This is a genomic window from Kitasatospora purpeofusca (genome assembly GCF_000718025.1).
In the GTDB taxonomy this organism is placed as follows: Bacteria; Actinomycetota; Actinomycetes; order Streptomycetales; family Streptomycetaceae; genus Kitasatospora; species Kitasatospora purpeofusca.
The window spans coordinates 221,540-237,323 of record NZ_JODS01000009.1; the positions used below are offsets into that span (position 1 = coordinate 221,540).

14 protein-coding genes are annotated in these 15,784 nt (G+C 74.3%); 5 read left to right on the forward strand and 9 right to left on the reverse strand.

The features are described 5' to 3' along the window. Nucleotides 1-78: 78 nt before the first annotated feature. On the forward strand, nucleotides 79-783 hold the full coding sequence (locus tag IF01_RS0116010) for a TetR/AcrR family transcriptional regulator (protein ID WP_030394089.1): 705 nt from the start codon (nucleotides 79-81) through the stop codon (nucleotides 781-783). A 34-nt stretch (nucleotides 784-817) separates the two neighbouring features. Here the strand turns inward: IF01_RS0116010 and IF01_RS41800 are convergent, their stop codons facing one another. The 9 genes from IF01_RS41800 to IF01_RS0116055 form a co-directional block, all read right to left on the reverse strand. Continuing rightward, a complete protein-coding gene (locus IF01_RS41800) occupies nucleotides 818-1,702 on the reverse strand; it encodes a DUF4436 family protein (protein WP_051740094.1) in 885 nt (294 codons plus the stop codon). Next, on the reverse strand, nucleotides 1,699-2,910 hold the full coding sequence (locus IF01_RS0116020; RefSeq protein WP_030394091.1) for an agmatine deiminase family protein: 1,212 nt from the start codon (nucleotides 2,908-2,910) through the stop codon (nucleotides 1,699-1,701). Before IF01_RS0116020 ends, IF01_RS41800 begins: the two co-directional genes overlap by 4 nt. 181 nt (nucleotides 2,911-3,091) lie before the next feature. After that, entirely contained in the window at nucleotides 3,092-3,919 is an 828-nt protein-coding gene (locus IF01_RS0116025; RefSeq protein ID WP_051755419.1) for an ABC transporter ATP-binding protein, read from the reverse strand. Beyond that, on the reverse strand, nucleotides 3,912-4,883 hold the full coding sequence (locus IF01_RS0116030) for an ABC transporter ATP-binding protein (RefSeq protein ID WP_094745563.1): 972 nt from the start codon (nucleotides 4,881-4,883) through the stop codon (nucleotides 3,912-3,914). Before IF01_RS0116030 ends, IF01_RS0116025 begins: the two co-directional genes overlap by 8 nt. Beyond that, nucleotides 4,880-5,734, reverse strand: a complete 855-nt coding sequence (locus tag IF01_RS0116035) for an ABC transporter permease (protein ID WP_030394094.1) — start codon at nucleotides 5,732-5,734, stop codon at nucleotides 4,880-4,882. Before IF01_RS0116035 ends, IF01_RS0116030 begins: the two co-directional genes overlap by 4 nt. Beyond that, the gene (locus IF01_RS0116040; RefSeq protein WP_030394095.1) at nucleotides 5,731-6,690 is read right to left on the reverse strand and encodes an ABC transporter permease; all 960 of its coding nucleotides are present in this window, start codon (nucleotides 6,688-6,690) and stop codon (nucleotides 5,731-5,733) included. The genes IF01_RS0116035 and IF01_RS0116040 overlap by 4 nt, the downstream gene beginning before the upstream one ends. Further along, nucleotides 6,687-8,339 carry an ABC transporter substrate-binding protein gene (locus IF01_RS0116045; protein ID WP_030394096.1) on the reverse strand — a complete coding sequence of 551 codons (1,653 nt, stop codon included), beginning with the start codon at nucleotides 8,337-8,339 and terminating at the stop codon, nucleotides 6,687-6,689. Before IF01_RS0116045 ends, IF01_RS0116040 begins: the two co-directional genes overlap by 4 nt. A gap of 28 nt (nucleotides 8,340-8,367) precedes the next feature. After that, complete coding sequence (locus IF01_RS0116050) at nucleotides 8,368-9,372, reverse strand: agmatine deiminase family protein (RefSeq protein WP_030394097.1); 1,005 nt, start codon at nucleotides 9,370-9,372, stop codon at nucleotides 8,368-8,370. 182 nt (nucleotides 9,373-9,554) lie between these two features. Further along, the gene (locus IF01_RS0116055; RefSeq protein WP_030394098.1) at nucleotides 9,555-10,769 is read right to left on the reverse strand and encodes an agmatine deiminase family protein; all 1,215 of its coding nucleotides are present in this window, start codon (nucleotides 10,767-10,769) and stop codon (nucleotides 9,555-9,557) included. Nucleotides 10,770-10,987: 218 nt separating this feature from the next. Between IF01_RS0116055 and IF01_RS0116060 the strand changes: the two genes are divergently transcribed. From IF01_RS0116060 to IF01_RS0116075, 4 genes are all read left to right on the forward strand, one after another. Continuing rightward, entirely contained in the window at nucleotides 10,988-11,629 is a 642-nt protein-coding gene (locus IF01_RS0116060; protein ID WP_078879999.1) for a TetR/AcrR family transcriptional regulator, read from the forward strand. Nucleotides 11,630-11,799: 170 nt separating this feature from the next. Beyond that, nucleotides 11,800-13,569, forward strand: coding sequence for a serine/threonine-protein kinase (locus IF01_RS49960; RefSeq protein ID WP_051755424.1), 1,770 nt, complete (start codon nucleotides 11,800-11,802; stop codon nucleotides 13,567-13,569). 272 nt (nucleotides 13,570-13,841) lie between these two features. Further along, on the forward strand, nucleotides 13,842-15,023 hold the full coding sequence (locus IF01_RS0116070; RefSeq protein WP_030394101.1) for an agmatine deiminase family protein: 1,182 nt from the start codon (nucleotides 13,842-13,844) through the stop codon (nucleotides 15,021-15,023). Nucleotides 15,024-15,222: 199 nt separating this feature from the next. Next, nucleotides 15,223-15,672, forward strand: coding sequence for a peptidase inhibitor family I36 protein (locus tag IF01_RS0116075; protein ID WP_030394102.1), 450 nt, complete (start codon nucleotides 15,223-15,225; stop codon nucleotides 15,670-15,672). Nucleotides 15,673-15,784 lie beyond the last annotated feature (112 nt).

Sequence of the window (15,784 nt, forward strand, 5' to 3'; positions counted from 1 at the left end):
AACTGACCAAGCGCTCGGTCAATACTTTGCGCAGCTTTGGCCCCTCCCCCGGGCCCGGCAGTCGTTACAGTGACCGCCATGGCGACACAGGCGACGGGCGCGGACCCGGCCACCACTCAGGACGCGGCCGACACGAAGGGCACGACCGCCACCAGGGCCGCGGCCACCGCCCCCCGGACGGCCGGCGCCGGCCGCGCCCGGACGTCCGCCAAGGGCGAGCAGACCCGGGCCCGGCTCATCGCGGCGGCCCGGATCCTGCTCGCGGGCGGCGAGGCGGGCCGGTTCACCACCCGCAACGTGGCCGCGCTGTCCGGGGTCTCGCACGGGATGTGCCACTACCACTTCGCCGACCGCAGCGACCTGATCGTGGCCGTGGTCGCGGACATCAGGCCCGAGTGGATCGCCCCGCTGGAGGAGGCCGTGGCCGACCCCGGCGGCTACGCCGAGCGGGCCGAACGGGTGCTGACCCTGCTCACCCGCCCCGAGAGCCCCGACCTCGCCCGCCTGCACGCCGCCCTGCACTGGCTCGCCCTCAACGACGAGCGGGTCCGGGTCGCCCTGGAGGCCGAGTACGGGCGGTGGCGGTCCTGCTTCGTCCGGCTGTTCCGGGCGCTCGTGGACGAGCGCGGCGGCGACACCGATCCGGCCCCGCTCGGCGAGGCCTTCGCCGCCGCCGTGGACGGCATCGCCGCCATCGGCTCGCTGGACGGCACGGTGGACGCCGCCCTGGTGCTGCGCACCCTGCTGGACTCGCTGGCCTCGACGGTCGGCCCGCGCCGCTGAGCCTCACCACCCTTCACGACCCCGCCCCCACCCTTCACGGCCCCGCCCCGGCCGGCTCGACGGCGTCGACCCGTTTGCGGTGCTCGACCCGGCTGCCCGAGACCACCGTGACCACCAGGCACGCCGCGATGATGCCCTCCGCCCAGAAGAAGGCCACATAGTCGATCAGCGAGCCGATCGGCGGCGCGCCGGGCGCCGCGTTGCGCATGCCGATCAGCGCGAACAGGGTCGCCGCCATCCACCCCAGCGAGGGCCACACCATGCCCTGCCGGCCCCGGTAGAGCACCTCCGCCCCGGCCAGCACCGCCAGCGCCAGCGCCCACATCGCCGCGATCATGAACCAGGCCAGGATGAAGGTGCTCCGCGCCCTGCTCACCCGCCCCTCGAACACGGTGCCCTCCGCCCCGTACGGGGTGCCGGTCGGGCGGACGACGAAGAACGGGTCGGCGTCGCCGAACACCACCCCGACCGGGACGGCGCCGGTGGCGTCCGCGGCCGAGAACAGCACCTCGAAGCGGTAGCGGTCGAAGGGGTAGTCGGTCGGGGTGCCGTTGTAGAGGTTGGCCGACACCGGCTTGGGCGTCGCCGCCTCCCCCGGGTCGGCCCGCAGCTCGGTGCGGGTCGTGGCGCGGACGGTGATGTCGACCCGGCGGGTGAAGGTGCCGGACTCCGGGTCCTGGGCCAGGGTGCCGTGCGGGACGGGCACCACGTAGAGCGTCATCTCGCCGCCGGCGGCGTCGATGTCCTGCGAGGTGACGTCGAGTTCGACCCAGTCGCCGGTGGTGGGGAGGGAGAGCTCCCGGGTCTGCTGACGGGTGTTGCGCTCGTTGAAGTACAGGGCGATGCCGGCCGAGCACAGCACGGCGAGGATCAGCAGGACGAGGAGGAAGCGGCGGTCCCGCAGCCGGCGCCCGCTCACGTCGGGCTGGTACCGGGGGCGACGGGCTGCTGCTGGGTGGCGCAGTGGATGCCCCCGCCGCCGGAGGCGATGTGGTTGATGGACACCTGGGAGACCTTCCGGCCGGGGTGGAGGTCGCCGATGATGCCGGCGGCCCGGTCGTCGGCGGCCCGGTCGCCGAAGCGCGGCACGATGACGCCGCCGTTGCAGACGTAGTAGTTGAGGTAGGTGGCGAGGAAGTCCTTGCCGGCACCGGGGATCAGGTCGATGTCGGGTTCGGGGAGGTCGACGACCTTGAGGGTGCGGCCCCGGGCGTCCTTCGCCGAGCCGAGGACCTGGAGGGCCTGGTCGGAGGCGGTGGTCCAGATGTCCGGCGGGGTGTCCGGGCCGGGGCGGTGGATGACGACGGTGCCGGGCTCGGCGAAGCGGGCCAGGGCGTCGATGTGGCAGTCCGTGATGTCCTGACCGGCGACGCCCTGGAACCACAGCACGGTGCTGACGCCGAACAGGTCCTTGAAGGCCGCCTCGATCTGGTCCCGGCTCTTGCCGGGGTTGCGGTTGGGGTTGACCCAGGAGCTCTCGGTGGCCATCAGGGTGCCCTCGCCGTCCACCTCGATGCCGCCGCCCTCGCCGGTGATCGGCGCCTGGATCCGCGGGATGCCGTAGTGGTCGAGGAGGTTGCGGGCGACCTGGCTGTCGTTGGCGTGGGTCTGCTTGTTGCCCCAGCCGTTGAAGTTCAGGTCGACCCCGGCGAGCCCCTGCGGGCCGGTGACGAAGGTCGGGCCGGTGTCGCGGGCCCACAGGTCGTCGACCATCAACTCCAGCACCTCGACCGTGGAGCCGCAGGCCTGCCGGGCCTGCTCGGCCTGGTCGGGGCGGGCCAGCAGCACCACCGGCTCGAAGCCGGCGACGGCACGGGCCAGCCCGGCGATGTCCTCCCGGACGCCGGCCAGTTGGTCGCCCCACACCTCCTCCAGGGCCGGCCAGGCCATGAAGGTACGGGTGTGCGGGGTCGACTCGGCCGGCATCGAGCGGGCGGCCGCGGCCGCCGGGCTGCCGGAGGCGGACGGCGTCGGGGCCGAGGCGGTGCCGGCGGGGCTCGGCGGCTGCTCGTCACCGCCGTCGGAGGAGCAGCCGGCGGTCAGGGCCAGGGCGGCGAGCGCCGTTCCGGAGCGCAGCAGCGAACGGCGGGACGGCCCGGGGTGAGCCGGGCGGGCCGGGTGAGCCATGGGGCCTCGTTCCGGTAGGTGCCTGAGGGGGTACGGTCCCGCACGCTACTGAAAGCCGGGTCAGGACCGGCCCCGGCAGGTACCCGCCATCGGGGTGAATCCCGGACCCGCCACCGACGGCCCCCGGAACGGGACGGGACCCCGGCCCGGCAGACCCCGAGCGGCTGCCGGGCCGGGGGGCTCACAGGGCCCGGCGCGCGGCGGCGATCCGGTCGGGATCCCAGCCGGGCCGGGGCACGGACTCCAGCAGCAGCCGGGTGTAGGCGTGCTGCGGGTCGTCGAGGACCGTCGCGGTGGGGCCGGCCTCGACGATCCGTCCGTGCCGCATGACCACGACCTCGTCGGTGACGCAGCGGACCACGCCGAGGTCGTGGGTGATGAACAGGTAGCCGATGCCGGTCCGTTCGCGGATGTCCGCGAGCAGGTTGAGCACCTGGGCCTGGACCGAGACGTCCAGTGCGGCGACCGCCTCGTCCAGCACCAGGACGGCCGGCTGCACGGCCAGCGCCCGGGCGATGGCGACGCGCTGGCGCTGGCCGCCGGAGAGCTGCCGGGGCAGCGCCTCGGCCGCCCGGGTGCCGAGGCCGACCTGGTCCAGGAGCTCCTTGATCCGGGCCTGGTGGTCGGCACCGGGGAAGTGCAGCCGCAGGGTCTCCCGCAGGGCGGCCTCGACGCTGGTGCGCGGGTCCAGCGAGAGGTACGGGTCCTGGAAGACCATCTGGACCTCGCGGGCGCGGGCGAGGCGTTCGGCCCTGCCCCGGGCGCCGCCGGCGCGGGCCCGGCCCTTCACCAGGACCCGGCCCGCGTCGGCCCGTTCGAGGCCGACCACGATCCGGGCGGTGGTGGTCTTGCCGGAGCCGGACTCGCCGACGATGCCGAGCGAGCCGCCGGCGGGGAGGGTGAAGGAGACCTCGTCCACGGCCCGGACGGCGCCGAAGGTCCGGCACAGGCCGGTGACCTCCAGAGCAGCGGTGTCCGGCACGGCGGTCCTCGGGGCTGCCTCAGACATCGGCGGGGCTCCCTTCGAGTGGGTGGTGGCAGGCGGCCGGCTGCCCGGGGCGCCCGGGGGCCGGGCGCAGCGCGGGGGCCTCCTCCCGGCAGAGGTCGGTCGCGTACCGGCAGCGGGCGGCGAACGCGCAGCCGGTCAGCTCCTGCCGCAGGTCCGGCGGCTGGCCGTCGATCGCGGCGAGGCGGCCGGTCGGGCCGTCCAGCCGCGGGGTGGAGGAGAGCAGCGCCGCGGTGTAGGGGTGGCGGGGTCCTTCGAACAGGGCCTCGGCCGGTCCGGACTCGACGATCCGGCCCGCGTACATCACATAGACCCGGTCGCTGATGGCGGCGGCGAGGCCCAGGTCGTGGGTGACGAACAGCAGGCCGGTGCCGAAGCGTTCGCGCAGCCGGTCCAGCAGGGCGATGACCTCGGCCTGGCTGGTCACGTCGAGCGCGGTGGTGGGCTCGTCGGCGAGCAGCAGGACCGGGTCGCCCATCAGCGCGGCGGCGATCATGACGCGTTGCAGCATGCCGCCGGAGAGCTGGCCGGGGTAGCGGCGCATCAGCTCGGGCCCGAGGCCGACGGCGTCGAGGAGTTCGACGGCGCGCCGGTCCGCGTCGGCGGCGCTCATGGTGCCGGTGAGGCGGACGCTCTCGGTGAGGAAGTCGCCGATCCGGCGCAGCGGGTTGACGGCCGCCCTCGGGTCCTGGAAGACCATCGCGGCCCGGCCGGTGCGCAGTTCGCGCAGCCGGGCGGCGTCCATGGTGAGGACGTCCCGGCCGTCGACGAGGACCTCGCCGGTGGGCACGGCGCCGGGCGGCAGCAGGCCGAGGGCGGCGCGCGAGGTGAGGGACTTGCCGGAGCCGGACTCGCCGACCAGGGCGACGGTCTCGCCGGGGGCGACGGTGAGGTCGACCCCGTCGAGCACCGGGCGGGCGGTGCCGGGCAGGCGCAGGCGCAGCTCCCGGACGTCGAGGGCGTTCACGTGGTCCTCCGGGCGACCTGGTCGGCCCAGCGCTCGCCGACGACGTTGAAGGCGACGACGGTGAGCACGATGAGGACGCAGGGCAGGATCGCGGAGAGCGGGTAGCCGTGCTGGATCGCGGTCTGGCCGTCGAAGACCATGCGGCCCCAGTCGGGGGTGAGGGCGGGGACGCCGAGTCCGAGGAAGGACAGGCCGGCCAGGTCCATGAGGGCGTATCCGAAGTTGACGGTGGACTGGGCGAGCACGATCGGCGCGATGTTGGGCAGGACGTGCCGCAGGCAGATCTGGAGGGCCGAGTGCCCCTGGACCTGGTAGGCGGAGACGTAGGGCCGCATGCGTTCGGCCAGCACCAGGGAGCGGGTCAGGCGGGAGACGTAGGGCAGGTAGGCGATCGCGAGGGCGACGACGGGGGCCATCAGGCCCTCGCCGTGGACCGCGACGATCAGGATGGCGAGCAGCATGCCGGGGAAGGCGAAGACCAGTTCGGTGCTGCGGGACAGCACGGAGTCGATCCAGCCGCCGCGCCAGCCCGCCAGCAGGCCCACGGCGACGCCGGCGACGGTGGAGAAGACGACCACGCCGAGCGGCCCGAGCAGCGAGGTGCGGGCGCCGATCAGCAGCCGGGCGAGGGTGTCGCGGCCGGCCGCGTCCACGCCGAGCAGGTGGTCGGCGGAGGGGCCGGCGAGGGCGTTGCCGAGGTCGACGGCGTTGGGGTCGTCGGGTGCCAGCCAGGGGGCGAGCAGCGCGGCGAGCACGACCAGGGCGGCGAGGCCGAGGCAGATCCGGTAGAGCGGGGCGCGGGCGGACTTGACCCGGGCGAGGCCGGGCCGCCGGGCGAGGGCGACACTCATGCGTCGGACCTCCTGGAGCCGAGGGTGACCCGGGGGTCGACGAGCGGGTGGAGCAGGTCGACGAGCAGGTTCACCGTCATGAACAGGGCCACGATGATCAGGGAGATGGCCTGGACGGTCGGGAAGTCCTTGGTGGTGGTGGACAGTTCGAGGAGCTGGCCGAGGCCGCCGACGCTGAACGCGGACTCCACCAGGATCGTGCAGACCAGCAGGGTGGAGACGATCAGGCCGCCGGTGGTGAGCACGGTGCCCAGCGAGTTGCGGAACACGTGCCGGCGGATCACCTCGCGCTCGGGCACGCCCCGGCTGCGGGCGACGGTGACGTGCTCGCCCTCCAGGGCGTCCAGCATCGCCGAGCGGGTGACCCGGGCGAGCATGCCGATCAGGTAGAGCGCGAGGGCGATCGCGGGCAGGGTGAGGTGCCAGGCCATGTCGAGCAGGCCGTCGCCCGCGCCGCTGGTCGGGAACCAGCCCAGCTTGACCGCGAACAGGCCCTGGAGCAGCACCGCGGCGACGAAGGAGGGGGTGCCGACGGCGAGGGTGGTGGTGACCAGGATCGCGGAGTCGGTCGCGCCGCCGCGGACGGCGCCGACCCAGCCGAGCACCAGGCCGATCACGACGACCACCAGCAGGGCCATGGCCACCAGCAGCAGGGTGGCGGGCAGGCGGTCGGCGAGCAGGCCCGACACGTCGGTGCGGTAGGTGAGGGAGCGTCCGAAGTCGCCCTGCAGCACCTGGCCGAGCCAGCGGAGGTAGCGCACCAGGAAGGGGTCGTCCAGGTGGTACTGCTCGTTGATCGCCTGCAGGGCGGCCGGGGAGGCCGAGCGCCCGGACAGCAGGAAGCTCGCCGGGCTGCCCGGCGCCAGGTACATCGCCCCGAAGACGACGAAGGAGGCGCCGAGCAGGGTGACGGCCATTTCGACCAGCCGTCGGACGGCGAATCGCAGGAAGGTCACCGCGCGGCCCCCACGTCGGCGGCCCACGGGTAGTACAGGTAGGAGATGGTGGTCGGGGCGCCGGTGATGCGCTTGTTCAGGAAGAGGGCGGTGGGCCACTCGGCGACCGGGATCCACAGCAGCTTCTCGGAGGCCGTCCGCTGGAGCTGCGCCTCGATCGCGCCGCGCTTGGCCGGGTCGTACTCGGCGGAGGCCTTGTCGACCAGTTCGTCGTAGGCCGGGTCGCTGTAGCCGGCGAAGTTCTGGTAGGCGCCGGTGCGGAAGTTGGCGAGCAGGTCGAGCGGGTCGGTGATGGAGTCGTAGTAGGTCTCCGGGAACATGTCCAGGCCCTCGCGCGCCTTGGGGTCGGTGAACAGCGAGGTGAAGGCGTTCGGAGCGATGGTCCGCAGCTGGATGTTGAGGCCGATCCGGGCGCCGGCGGACTGGACGGCGGTGGCGAGCAGCGAGACGTCCTGGCCGATGCTGCTGGTGGCGACGGTGAGGGTGCGGCCGCTGGCACCGGCCTCCTTGACCAGGGCCTTGGCGCGCTCGATGTCCTGGTCGGTGGGGGTGAGGTGGGCGAAGGCGGCGGTGCGGACGTCCTCGGGCAGCGTGCCCCAGGCGGCCCGGGTGGTGAGCGAGCCGGTGACGGTGCCGGCGCCGGCGAGGCCGGTGCGGACGAAGCCGGTGCGGTCGAGGGCCAGCGACAGCGCCTGGCGGACCCGGAGGTCGCCGAGCGGGCCGTCCATGCTGGTGACGTTGAGGTTGACGGTGCTGAGGCCCTCGCCGAAGTACAGGGTGCCGGTACCGCCGTTGCGGAGCCGGTCGTAGCTCTCGGTGGGGATCAGGTAGCCGCCGTCGACCTCGCCGCTGAGCATGGCGTTGGTGCGCGCGGAGGGGTCGGTGAGGAAGCGGAACACGACCTTGCCGGCCTTGGCCCGGGTGCCCCAGTAGCCGTCGAAGCGCTGGAGTTCGATCGACTGGCCCTTGGTCCAGCTGCCGAGCTTGAACGGCCCGGTGCAGTCGAGGCTCCCGCCGGTGCCGTAGTCCCGGCCGGCGGCCTCCACCCCGGCCTTGGCGGCGACGACGCCGGCGGCGGTGGCCATGTACTGCGGGAACTGGGAGTCGGGCCGCTTGAGCTTGACGGTGACCTGGAGCGGGCCGGTCGCGGTGACGGTGTCGACGTTCTGGAGGTTCTGGGCCCAGGCCGCCGCGTTGTCGGGGTTCATCTGCCGGCCGAGGCTGTACACGACGTCCTCGGCGGTCATCACCGAGCCGTCGTGGAAGTGCACACCGGAGCGCAGGTCGTAGACCCAGGTGGTGGGGTCGGGGTTGGACGCCTTCTCGGCCAGGCCGGGGGCCAGGGTGAGCTGGGGCGTCCAGCGCATCAGGCTCTCGCAGACGTTCGACAGCACCGTGTTCTGCGGGTAGTCGAAGGCCTGGAGGTAGTCCAGGGTGGGCGGCTCGGCGTAGGTGGCCCAGGTGAAGGAGTCGATGTCGCCGGCGGCCGGCGGGCTGGAGGGCGACAGCTGGACGTCGGCCCGGTCGCTGGAGCCGCCGCGGGGCGGGCCCGCGCAGGCGGCGACCAGGGCGGCGGCGCCGAGCAGCGCGGTGGCGGCGAGGAGCGGGCGCCGGGTCCGGGTGCGTCTGGCGGGTGCGGTGGGAGTCATGAGGGTGGTTCTCCGTTCGCTGGCTGGGTCAGGCGCGGGCGGCCGGGAGCTGCTGGGTGATGCAGTGGACGCCGCCGCCGCCGAAGGCGATCACCCGGGCCCGCACGCCGACGACCTTGCGGTCGGGGAACGCGGCGGCGATCACGGCGAGCGCGCCGGCGTCCTCGGGGTGGTCGGCGACGGGGACGACGACACCGCCGTTGGCCAGGTAGAAGTTCAGGTAGCCGACCTCGACCCGGACGTCGTCGACCTCGACGAAGGCGGCCTGGGTGACGTCGACGATCTCGAACGGGCGGCCCTGGGCGTCGGTGGAGTGCTCCAGCACCGTGCGGTTGGCGCGCATCCGCACGTAGTCGGGGTGCTCGGGGTCGGCGGGCAGCTGCACCACGACCTTGCCGGGGGCGGCGAAGGCGCAGACGCCGTCCACGTGGCCGTCGGTCTCGTTGTCCAGGAGGCCGCCGTAGGGCAGCCAGATGATCTTGGTGACGCCGAGCCGGGCCTTCAGTTCGGCCTCGATCTCCTCGCGGCCCAGCTCGGGGTTGCGGTTGGGGTGGAGCAGGCACTGCTCGGTGGTGATCAGCGTGCCCTCGCCGTCGACGGTGATCGCGCCGCCCTCGAGGATCATCTCGGAGCGGATCGCCGGCACGTCGAGGTGCTCCAGCAGCAGGCCGCTGATCCGGTCGTCGGCGTCCCAGGGGTGGTGCTTGCGGCCCCAGGCGTTGAAGCGGAAGTCGACGCCGGACCGGCGGCCCTCCTCGTCCAGGACGAAGATCGGCGCGGAGTCGCGGAACCAGGAGTCGTCCTGCGGGATCTCGACGACGGTCAGGCCGGGGCCGCACAGGGTGCGGGCCTCGTCGCCGTGGCCGGGCGGGGCCACCATGGTGACGGGCTCGAACTCGGCGATGGCCCGGGCGACGGCCGCGTACTCGCGCTTCACCTCGTCGAGGTGGTCGCCCCACAGGTCCGGCCGGACCGGCCAGGCCATCAGGCAGCCGTCGTGCTCGGTCCACTCGGCGGGCATGCGGTGGGTCATGGGGATCCTCGTTCTCTTCGGGCCCGGCCGGGCCCGCCGCGTCGGGTGCGCGGGCCGGCCGGGTGCTGCGGGACTGGTACTGCCGGACTGGTACTGCCGGACCGGTGCTGCGGGACCGGTTGCCACCGGGTGGGCGGGGAGCCCCGGCGGCCCGTCTCCGTGGGGGACGGGCCGCCGGGGAGTCAGCGGAGCGGCGGGACGGACGGCTGCGACTGGGTGGCGCAGTGGATGCCGCCGCCGCCCGAGGCGATGTTGTCGATGTCGACCTGGACGATGTCGCGGGTCGGGAACTCGGCCTGGAGGATGGCGCGGGCCCGCGCGTCGGCCGCGCCGTGGCCGAACTGGGGGACGAACACGGCGCCGTTGGCCACGTAGAAGTTGCTGTAGCTGGAGAGGAAGTCCTTGCCGAGGTCGCGGCCGCGGATCCGCTTGCGGTCCGGGGCGGGCAGCTCGACCACGGTGAGCGCGCGGCCGCGGGCGTCGGTGGCCGTGCTCAGGGCCCGCTTGGCCTGCTCGTAGACCTTGACCCAGACCTGGTCCGTGCCGGGCCCCGGCCGGTCGAGCAGAACGCGGCCGGGCGCGGTGAAGCGGGCCAGGCAGTCGATGTGGGCGTCCGTGATGTCCTGGCCGGCCACGCCGTCCAGCCAGATCACCTTGTCCATCCCGAGCGTGCCGCGCAGGGCGCGCTCGACCTCGTCCTGGGACATGCCGCGGTTGCGGTTGGGGTTCACCCAGGAGCTGACGGTGGCCAGCAGGGTGCCCTCGCCGTCGGTCTCCAGGGCGCCGCCCTCGCCGACGAAGGGGGCCCGGATCCGGTCCACCCCGTACTCGGCGAGCAGGGTGCCCGCGACGGCGGCGTCCTCGGCGTACCGCTGGTAGTAGGGCGTGCCGTCCTTGCCCCAGCCGTTGAAGTTGGTGTCGACACCGGCGATCGTGCCCGGCCCGACCACGAAGGTCGGCCCGAAGTCGCGGATCCAGAGGTCGTCGTTGGAGATCTCGACCACGGTGATGCGGTAGTAGGCGCCGGATCCGCAGTAGTAGCGGGCGTCGGCGGCCTGCCCGGGGCGGGCCACCACGACGACCGGCTCGTAGCGGGAGATCTCGTGGGCCAGCTTGGCGATGTCGTCGCGGACGGCGGACAGCTGGGTCCGCCAGACCGAGGGCAGGGCCGGCCAGGCCATGAAGGTGCGGTCGTGCCGGTCGCTCTCGGCGGGCATCCGCAGCGGCGGCGCGGCGGCCTGGGCGGCGGCGGCCGCGGCGCTGTCGGAGGCCGGGGCGGCGGCCGGGGCGGAGGCCGCCCGGGCGACGGCCGGGACGGCCGAGCCGAGGGCGATCAGGGGTACCGCGGCGGCGCCGAACCGGAGCAGGCCGCGACGCGAGGGGGTGGGGGTGTGCATGTCGCGCTCCCTGGCAGAAGGTGGGAGGTGTGGGGGTCGCCCTGTGAGGACGGGCCCGTGGGGTTGCCCTGTGGGGAGGGTGGTCCCGTGGGGGTTGCCCCGCATCCTGCACCGAACTGAAAATTCAGTCAAGCATTTGGTTCACGGCTTACCGATTACCCTGAAACGATCATCAGGAACGTGTCCGACCAGCCAGGAAGCGCGTAGAGTGGGCGCCCATGTCGGACCGTCGGACAGAAATACTCAGAGCCGCCACCCGCGTGATCGCCCGCCGAGGGGTCCGCGGACTGCGGGTGGGCGAGCTGGCAGCCGAGGCCGGCGTGTCCACCTCGCTCATCTACTACCACTTCAGCGACCGGGCCGGACTGCTGCGCCGGACCCTGGACTTCATCAGCGACCGCGCCGACCACTACACCGCCGAGCCGGACCCCGCACCGCGCACCGAGGACCCCAGGGCCGACCTGGAACAGGTACTGCTGCTGGAGCTCCAGGACACCGTCGAGGTACGCGAGAACAGCATCGCCTGGGGCGAGTTGAGGGCCACCGCGGTCTTCGAACCGGACCTCCGCGAGGACCTCGCCCGGACCACCCACACCTGGGTGCACGATGTCGCCGAACTGCTCGCCCGGGCCGACCCCGGCGGCACCGCCCCGGCCCACGCGGCCGCGGCCGAGCGGCTGACCGCGCTGGTCGAGGGCCTCAGCGTGCGCTGGCACAGCGGCTCGCTGCCGGTCGAGCACGCCCGGCTGCTGCTGCGCGGGGCGATCGGGGCGGAGCTGGACCGGCACGACCCGGCCGGCCGCGGCGCTCCGGCGGCCGCGGCCGGAGCCGGCTCCGGGGTCGGATTCGGTCGATCCTGACGCAACCTCTAAACTCGGCGGCATCGCGCGTGCCGGACGTCCCTTTCGGGGCCCGTCCGACCCCCGGGCCCGTCCCGCCCCGGCCCGCCGTCCCCCGCCCCGCCCGCTCCCGGGCCCGGTCGGGGCGCCCGCGTCCCGCCCAGCCCAGCCCGCCGAGAGAGGCAGCCCGCATGTCCGCTGACCGATCCCCCTTCGCCACGCCGCCGGTCTTCCAGGAGCTGACCCCGGACGACCCCCGCGAGGTCGGCGGCTACCGACTGTTCGCCCGGCTCGGCGCCGGCGGCATGGGCCGGGTCTACCTCTCCTACACCCCCGGCGGGCGGCCGGTCGCCCTCAAGGTGGTCCGGCCCGAGCTCGCCGAGGACCCGGAGTTCCGGGCCCGCTTCGCCCAGGAGGTGGCCAGCGCCCGGCGGATCCACGGCCTCTTCACGGCCCAGTTGGTCGACGCGGGCGTGGACGCCGCCACGCCGTGGCTGGCCACCACCTACGTCCCGGGCCCGTCCCTGCAGCAGGTGGTGCAGCGCTTCGGCCCGCTCCCGGAACGGACGGTGCTGCTGCTGATCGCCGGCATCGCGGAGGCCCTCCAGGCGATCCACGCCACCGGGGTGGTGCACCGCGACCTCAAGCCGGGCAACGTCCTGATCGCCCCCGACGGCCCGCGGGTGATCGACTTCGGCATCGCCAGGGCGGCCGACGCGGGCGCGCTCACCAGCACCGGCCTGCGGATCGGCTCGCCCGCGTACATGGCACCCGAGCAGGCCACCGGCCGGCCCGCGACCCCGGCCACCGACGTCTACGCGCTCGGCGCCCTGGCCGTGCACGTCGCCACCGGCACCCCGCCGTTCGGGGACGGCCCGGACCCGGCGACGCTCTACCGGGCCGTGCACGAGGAGCCCGACCTCGACCCGGTCCCGGCGGGCCTGCGCGGACTGCTGCTGGGCTGCCTCGCCAAGCGGCCGGAGGACCGCCCGACCACCGCCGAGGTGATCGCCACCGTCCGCGAGCACCCGGCCGTCGCCGGGCACCTGCGGTTCGGCGACGACTGGCTGCCGCACCCGCTGACCAGCCAGATCACCCGGCACGCCGAGCTGCCGCAGGTACCGGCCGAGGCGGCCGGCGGGTTCACCGGCACGCCCGTCGGCGGCGACCCGGACCAGGCCCTGACGGTGCTCACCCCGCGTGCGGCGGCGGCCCCGACCCTGGTGGCGCCGACGCTGCCCCCGGGCGCCACCCTGACGGCGGCCGCGCTGCCGGACCCGGGCCACGGCACGGCCGCCGATCCGGTCGGCGACGCGGCCGGCGATCCGACCGGCGGCCGTGCGCGGGCGAAGCCGCGCCGCGGCCGGGGCCTCGGGCGCACCGCGCTGACCGCCGCCGTCGCGCTGACCGTCGGCGCCGCGGCCACGGTGCTGCTGCTGGACACCCCGGAGACGGTGGAGGCCGCGACCGCCGAGGACCAGGTGGCCGCCACCCCCTCGCCCGGCACGCCGGCGCCCACCTCCGCACCGGCCTCCCCGCCGGCCCCGGCCACACCGACCCCCTCCGCCACACCGACGCCGGGCGCCGACTACGCCGTCGCCTACCGCGCGACCGAGCTGACCTCGGCGGACGCCGGCTACGAGTTCGACCTCGCGACCGGCACCGTGGTCCCGGCCGACAGCGTGTCCTGGTACCTCGGCCGGGGCGAGAACGAGTTCCTGGTCCCGGAGACCGCCGATTCCTACATCGGCCGGGACGCCGCCCTGGGGGTGGCCGAGTGCGTCAAGGGGCTGAGCAGCCGGCCGACCGGGCGGGTGCCGTTCGGCGCCGTCGGCCCCCGGGGCGCCTTCTGCGTCCGGTCCGCCGACGGCCGGTCGCTCGCCGTGGTCCGGGTGCTCTCCACCGCGGGCACCGAGGGGCCGGTCAGAGTGTCCGTGGACCACTACCGCCGCAACGGCTGACCCAGCCACCGCCGGACCTGCGCGCCGCCACGGCCCGACCCGCCGGCCGCCGCGACGGCCGCACCTGCCCGAGGCCCCCGGCCGGACTGCTCCCGGCCGGGGGCTTCGCCCTCTGCCTCCGCTTGACTGATTTTTCAGTCAGTGCAACAGTGCAGTTCACGGCGATGCCGGACGACTCGTCCGCCGCCGGTCCGGCGCCGCACCCGGCGCTCCGCGGAGCCCCGCCCCCTCGGCGCCGGACCGAACCGCTCCCAGCCCCACCGGAGTCCACCGTGTCCCACTCCCCCCTCGCCCGTCGCACCGTCCTGCGTTCGCTCGCCGGCGCCGGCCTGATCGCGCTCGGCGCGTCCGGCTGCGCCGCCGTGGACGACCTGATCGACCCGGCCGAGCCCTCCTCCCCCACCGCCTCCGGGCCGGCCGGAGGCGCTCCCGGGGGCACCCCCGGAGCGGGCCGCCGGCTCGGCGCCGAGTGGGAGAAGCACGAGCGGACCATGATGTCCTGGCCCGCCTCCGAGGACGTCTGGGGCGAGCACCTCGCCGCCGTCCGCAAGGACATCGCCGAGGTGGCGCGGGCCGTCGGCGAGCGCGAGCCGGTGGTCCTGCTGGTCCGGCCCGGCCAGGAGTCCTCGGCCCGCAACGCCTGCGGTTCCGACGTCGAACTGCTCACCGTCCCGGTCGACGACCTGTGGGCGCGGGACACCGTGCCGGTGTTCGTCGAGGAGGGCGGCAAGGTCAAGGGCGTCGACTTCAACTTCAACGGCTGGGGCCGCAAGCAGCAGCACGGCAACGACGCCAAGGTGGCCCGGGGCGTCCTGGCCAGGTACGGGATCGAGCGCGTGGAGACCCGGCTGGTCGCCGAGGGCGGCTCCTTCGAGAGCGACGGCCGGGGCACCCTCCTCATCACCGAGAGCTCGATCGTCAACGACAACCGCAACCCCGGGCTGAGCCGCGACCAGGTCGAGGCCGAGCTCAAGCAGTTGCTCGGCGTCACCAAGGTCATCTGGCTGGCCGGGGTCAAGGGCAAGGACATCACCGACGCCCACGTGGACTGCCTGGTCCGCTTCGCCGCCCCCGGCGTCGTCCTGCTCGACCGGTCCTTCCCCGGCACCCCGCCGGACGTCTGGTCCCGCTCCGCCGACCAGGCCCGCTCCGTCCTCGACGGGGCCACCGACGCCACCGGCGCCCGGCTCAAGGTCGTCGAACTCCAGCAGCCCGACCCCGACAAGATCACCGGGCGCGGTGACGCCTTCGTCTCCTCCTACATGAACTTCTACCTCGGCAACAAGGGCGTCTACCTGCCGCTGTTCGGCGACCCCCGGGCCGACGACCACGCCCACGACGTCTTCCGGGAGTACTTCCCCGGCCGCGAGATCGTCCCGCTCCAGATCGACACCATCGCCGGCGGCGGTGGCGGCATCCACTGCGCCACCCACGACATCCCCGCCGTCGGCTGACCTGCCGCCCGGTCCGACCCGACACCGACCCGGACCGACCTGCACAGACACGTCATGCAGTCAGATGACTGATGCGCCCACGCTTCCCACTCCCGCAGTCTGATCGTGCGGCGGGCCCCACCACGGGGTCCGCCGCCGATGTGCACTGTCAACCAGCCCGGGGCCAGCACCCGGGCGGTCCTGGAAAGCGAGTTCCACCGTGGCCCTGAAATCGTTCAAGTCGGCTGCCACCGTCGTCGCGGGCGCGGTCGCCGGGGCGGTCATGCTGCTCACGGCGACCCCGGCCTCCGCGGCCAATCCCCCCTACGACGGCTGCCCGGCCTGGGCGCTCTGCCTGTACCAGAACGGCGGCGGCCTGGGCTCCAAGGCGATCGTCGTACCGCCTCCGGCCGGCGGCAGCTACGAGATCGTCCGCCTCACCAAGGTCCACTTCCTCAACGGCGACCTCGCCAACGACCAGGTCTCGTCCTGGATCAACAACTCCCAGTGCCAGATCGAGTTCTGGGACGACGCCTACGGCGAGCTGCACCCCTCCCAGATCGACTTCGCGTCCTCGTGGAGCTGGGGCACCAAGGGCGACTACAACGCCGGCACCAGCACGTACTACAACAACGACCGGATCTCCGGCCTTCGGTTCTACTGCCCGTAACGGGCCCGGCGCCCCCGGCGCTGCGGCGCCGTTCACGCCGACGCCGTTCGCCCCGACGCCCCCGGCTCCCGCACGGTGCCGGGGGCGTTCCGGTGCGGTCTCCCGGCTCCTC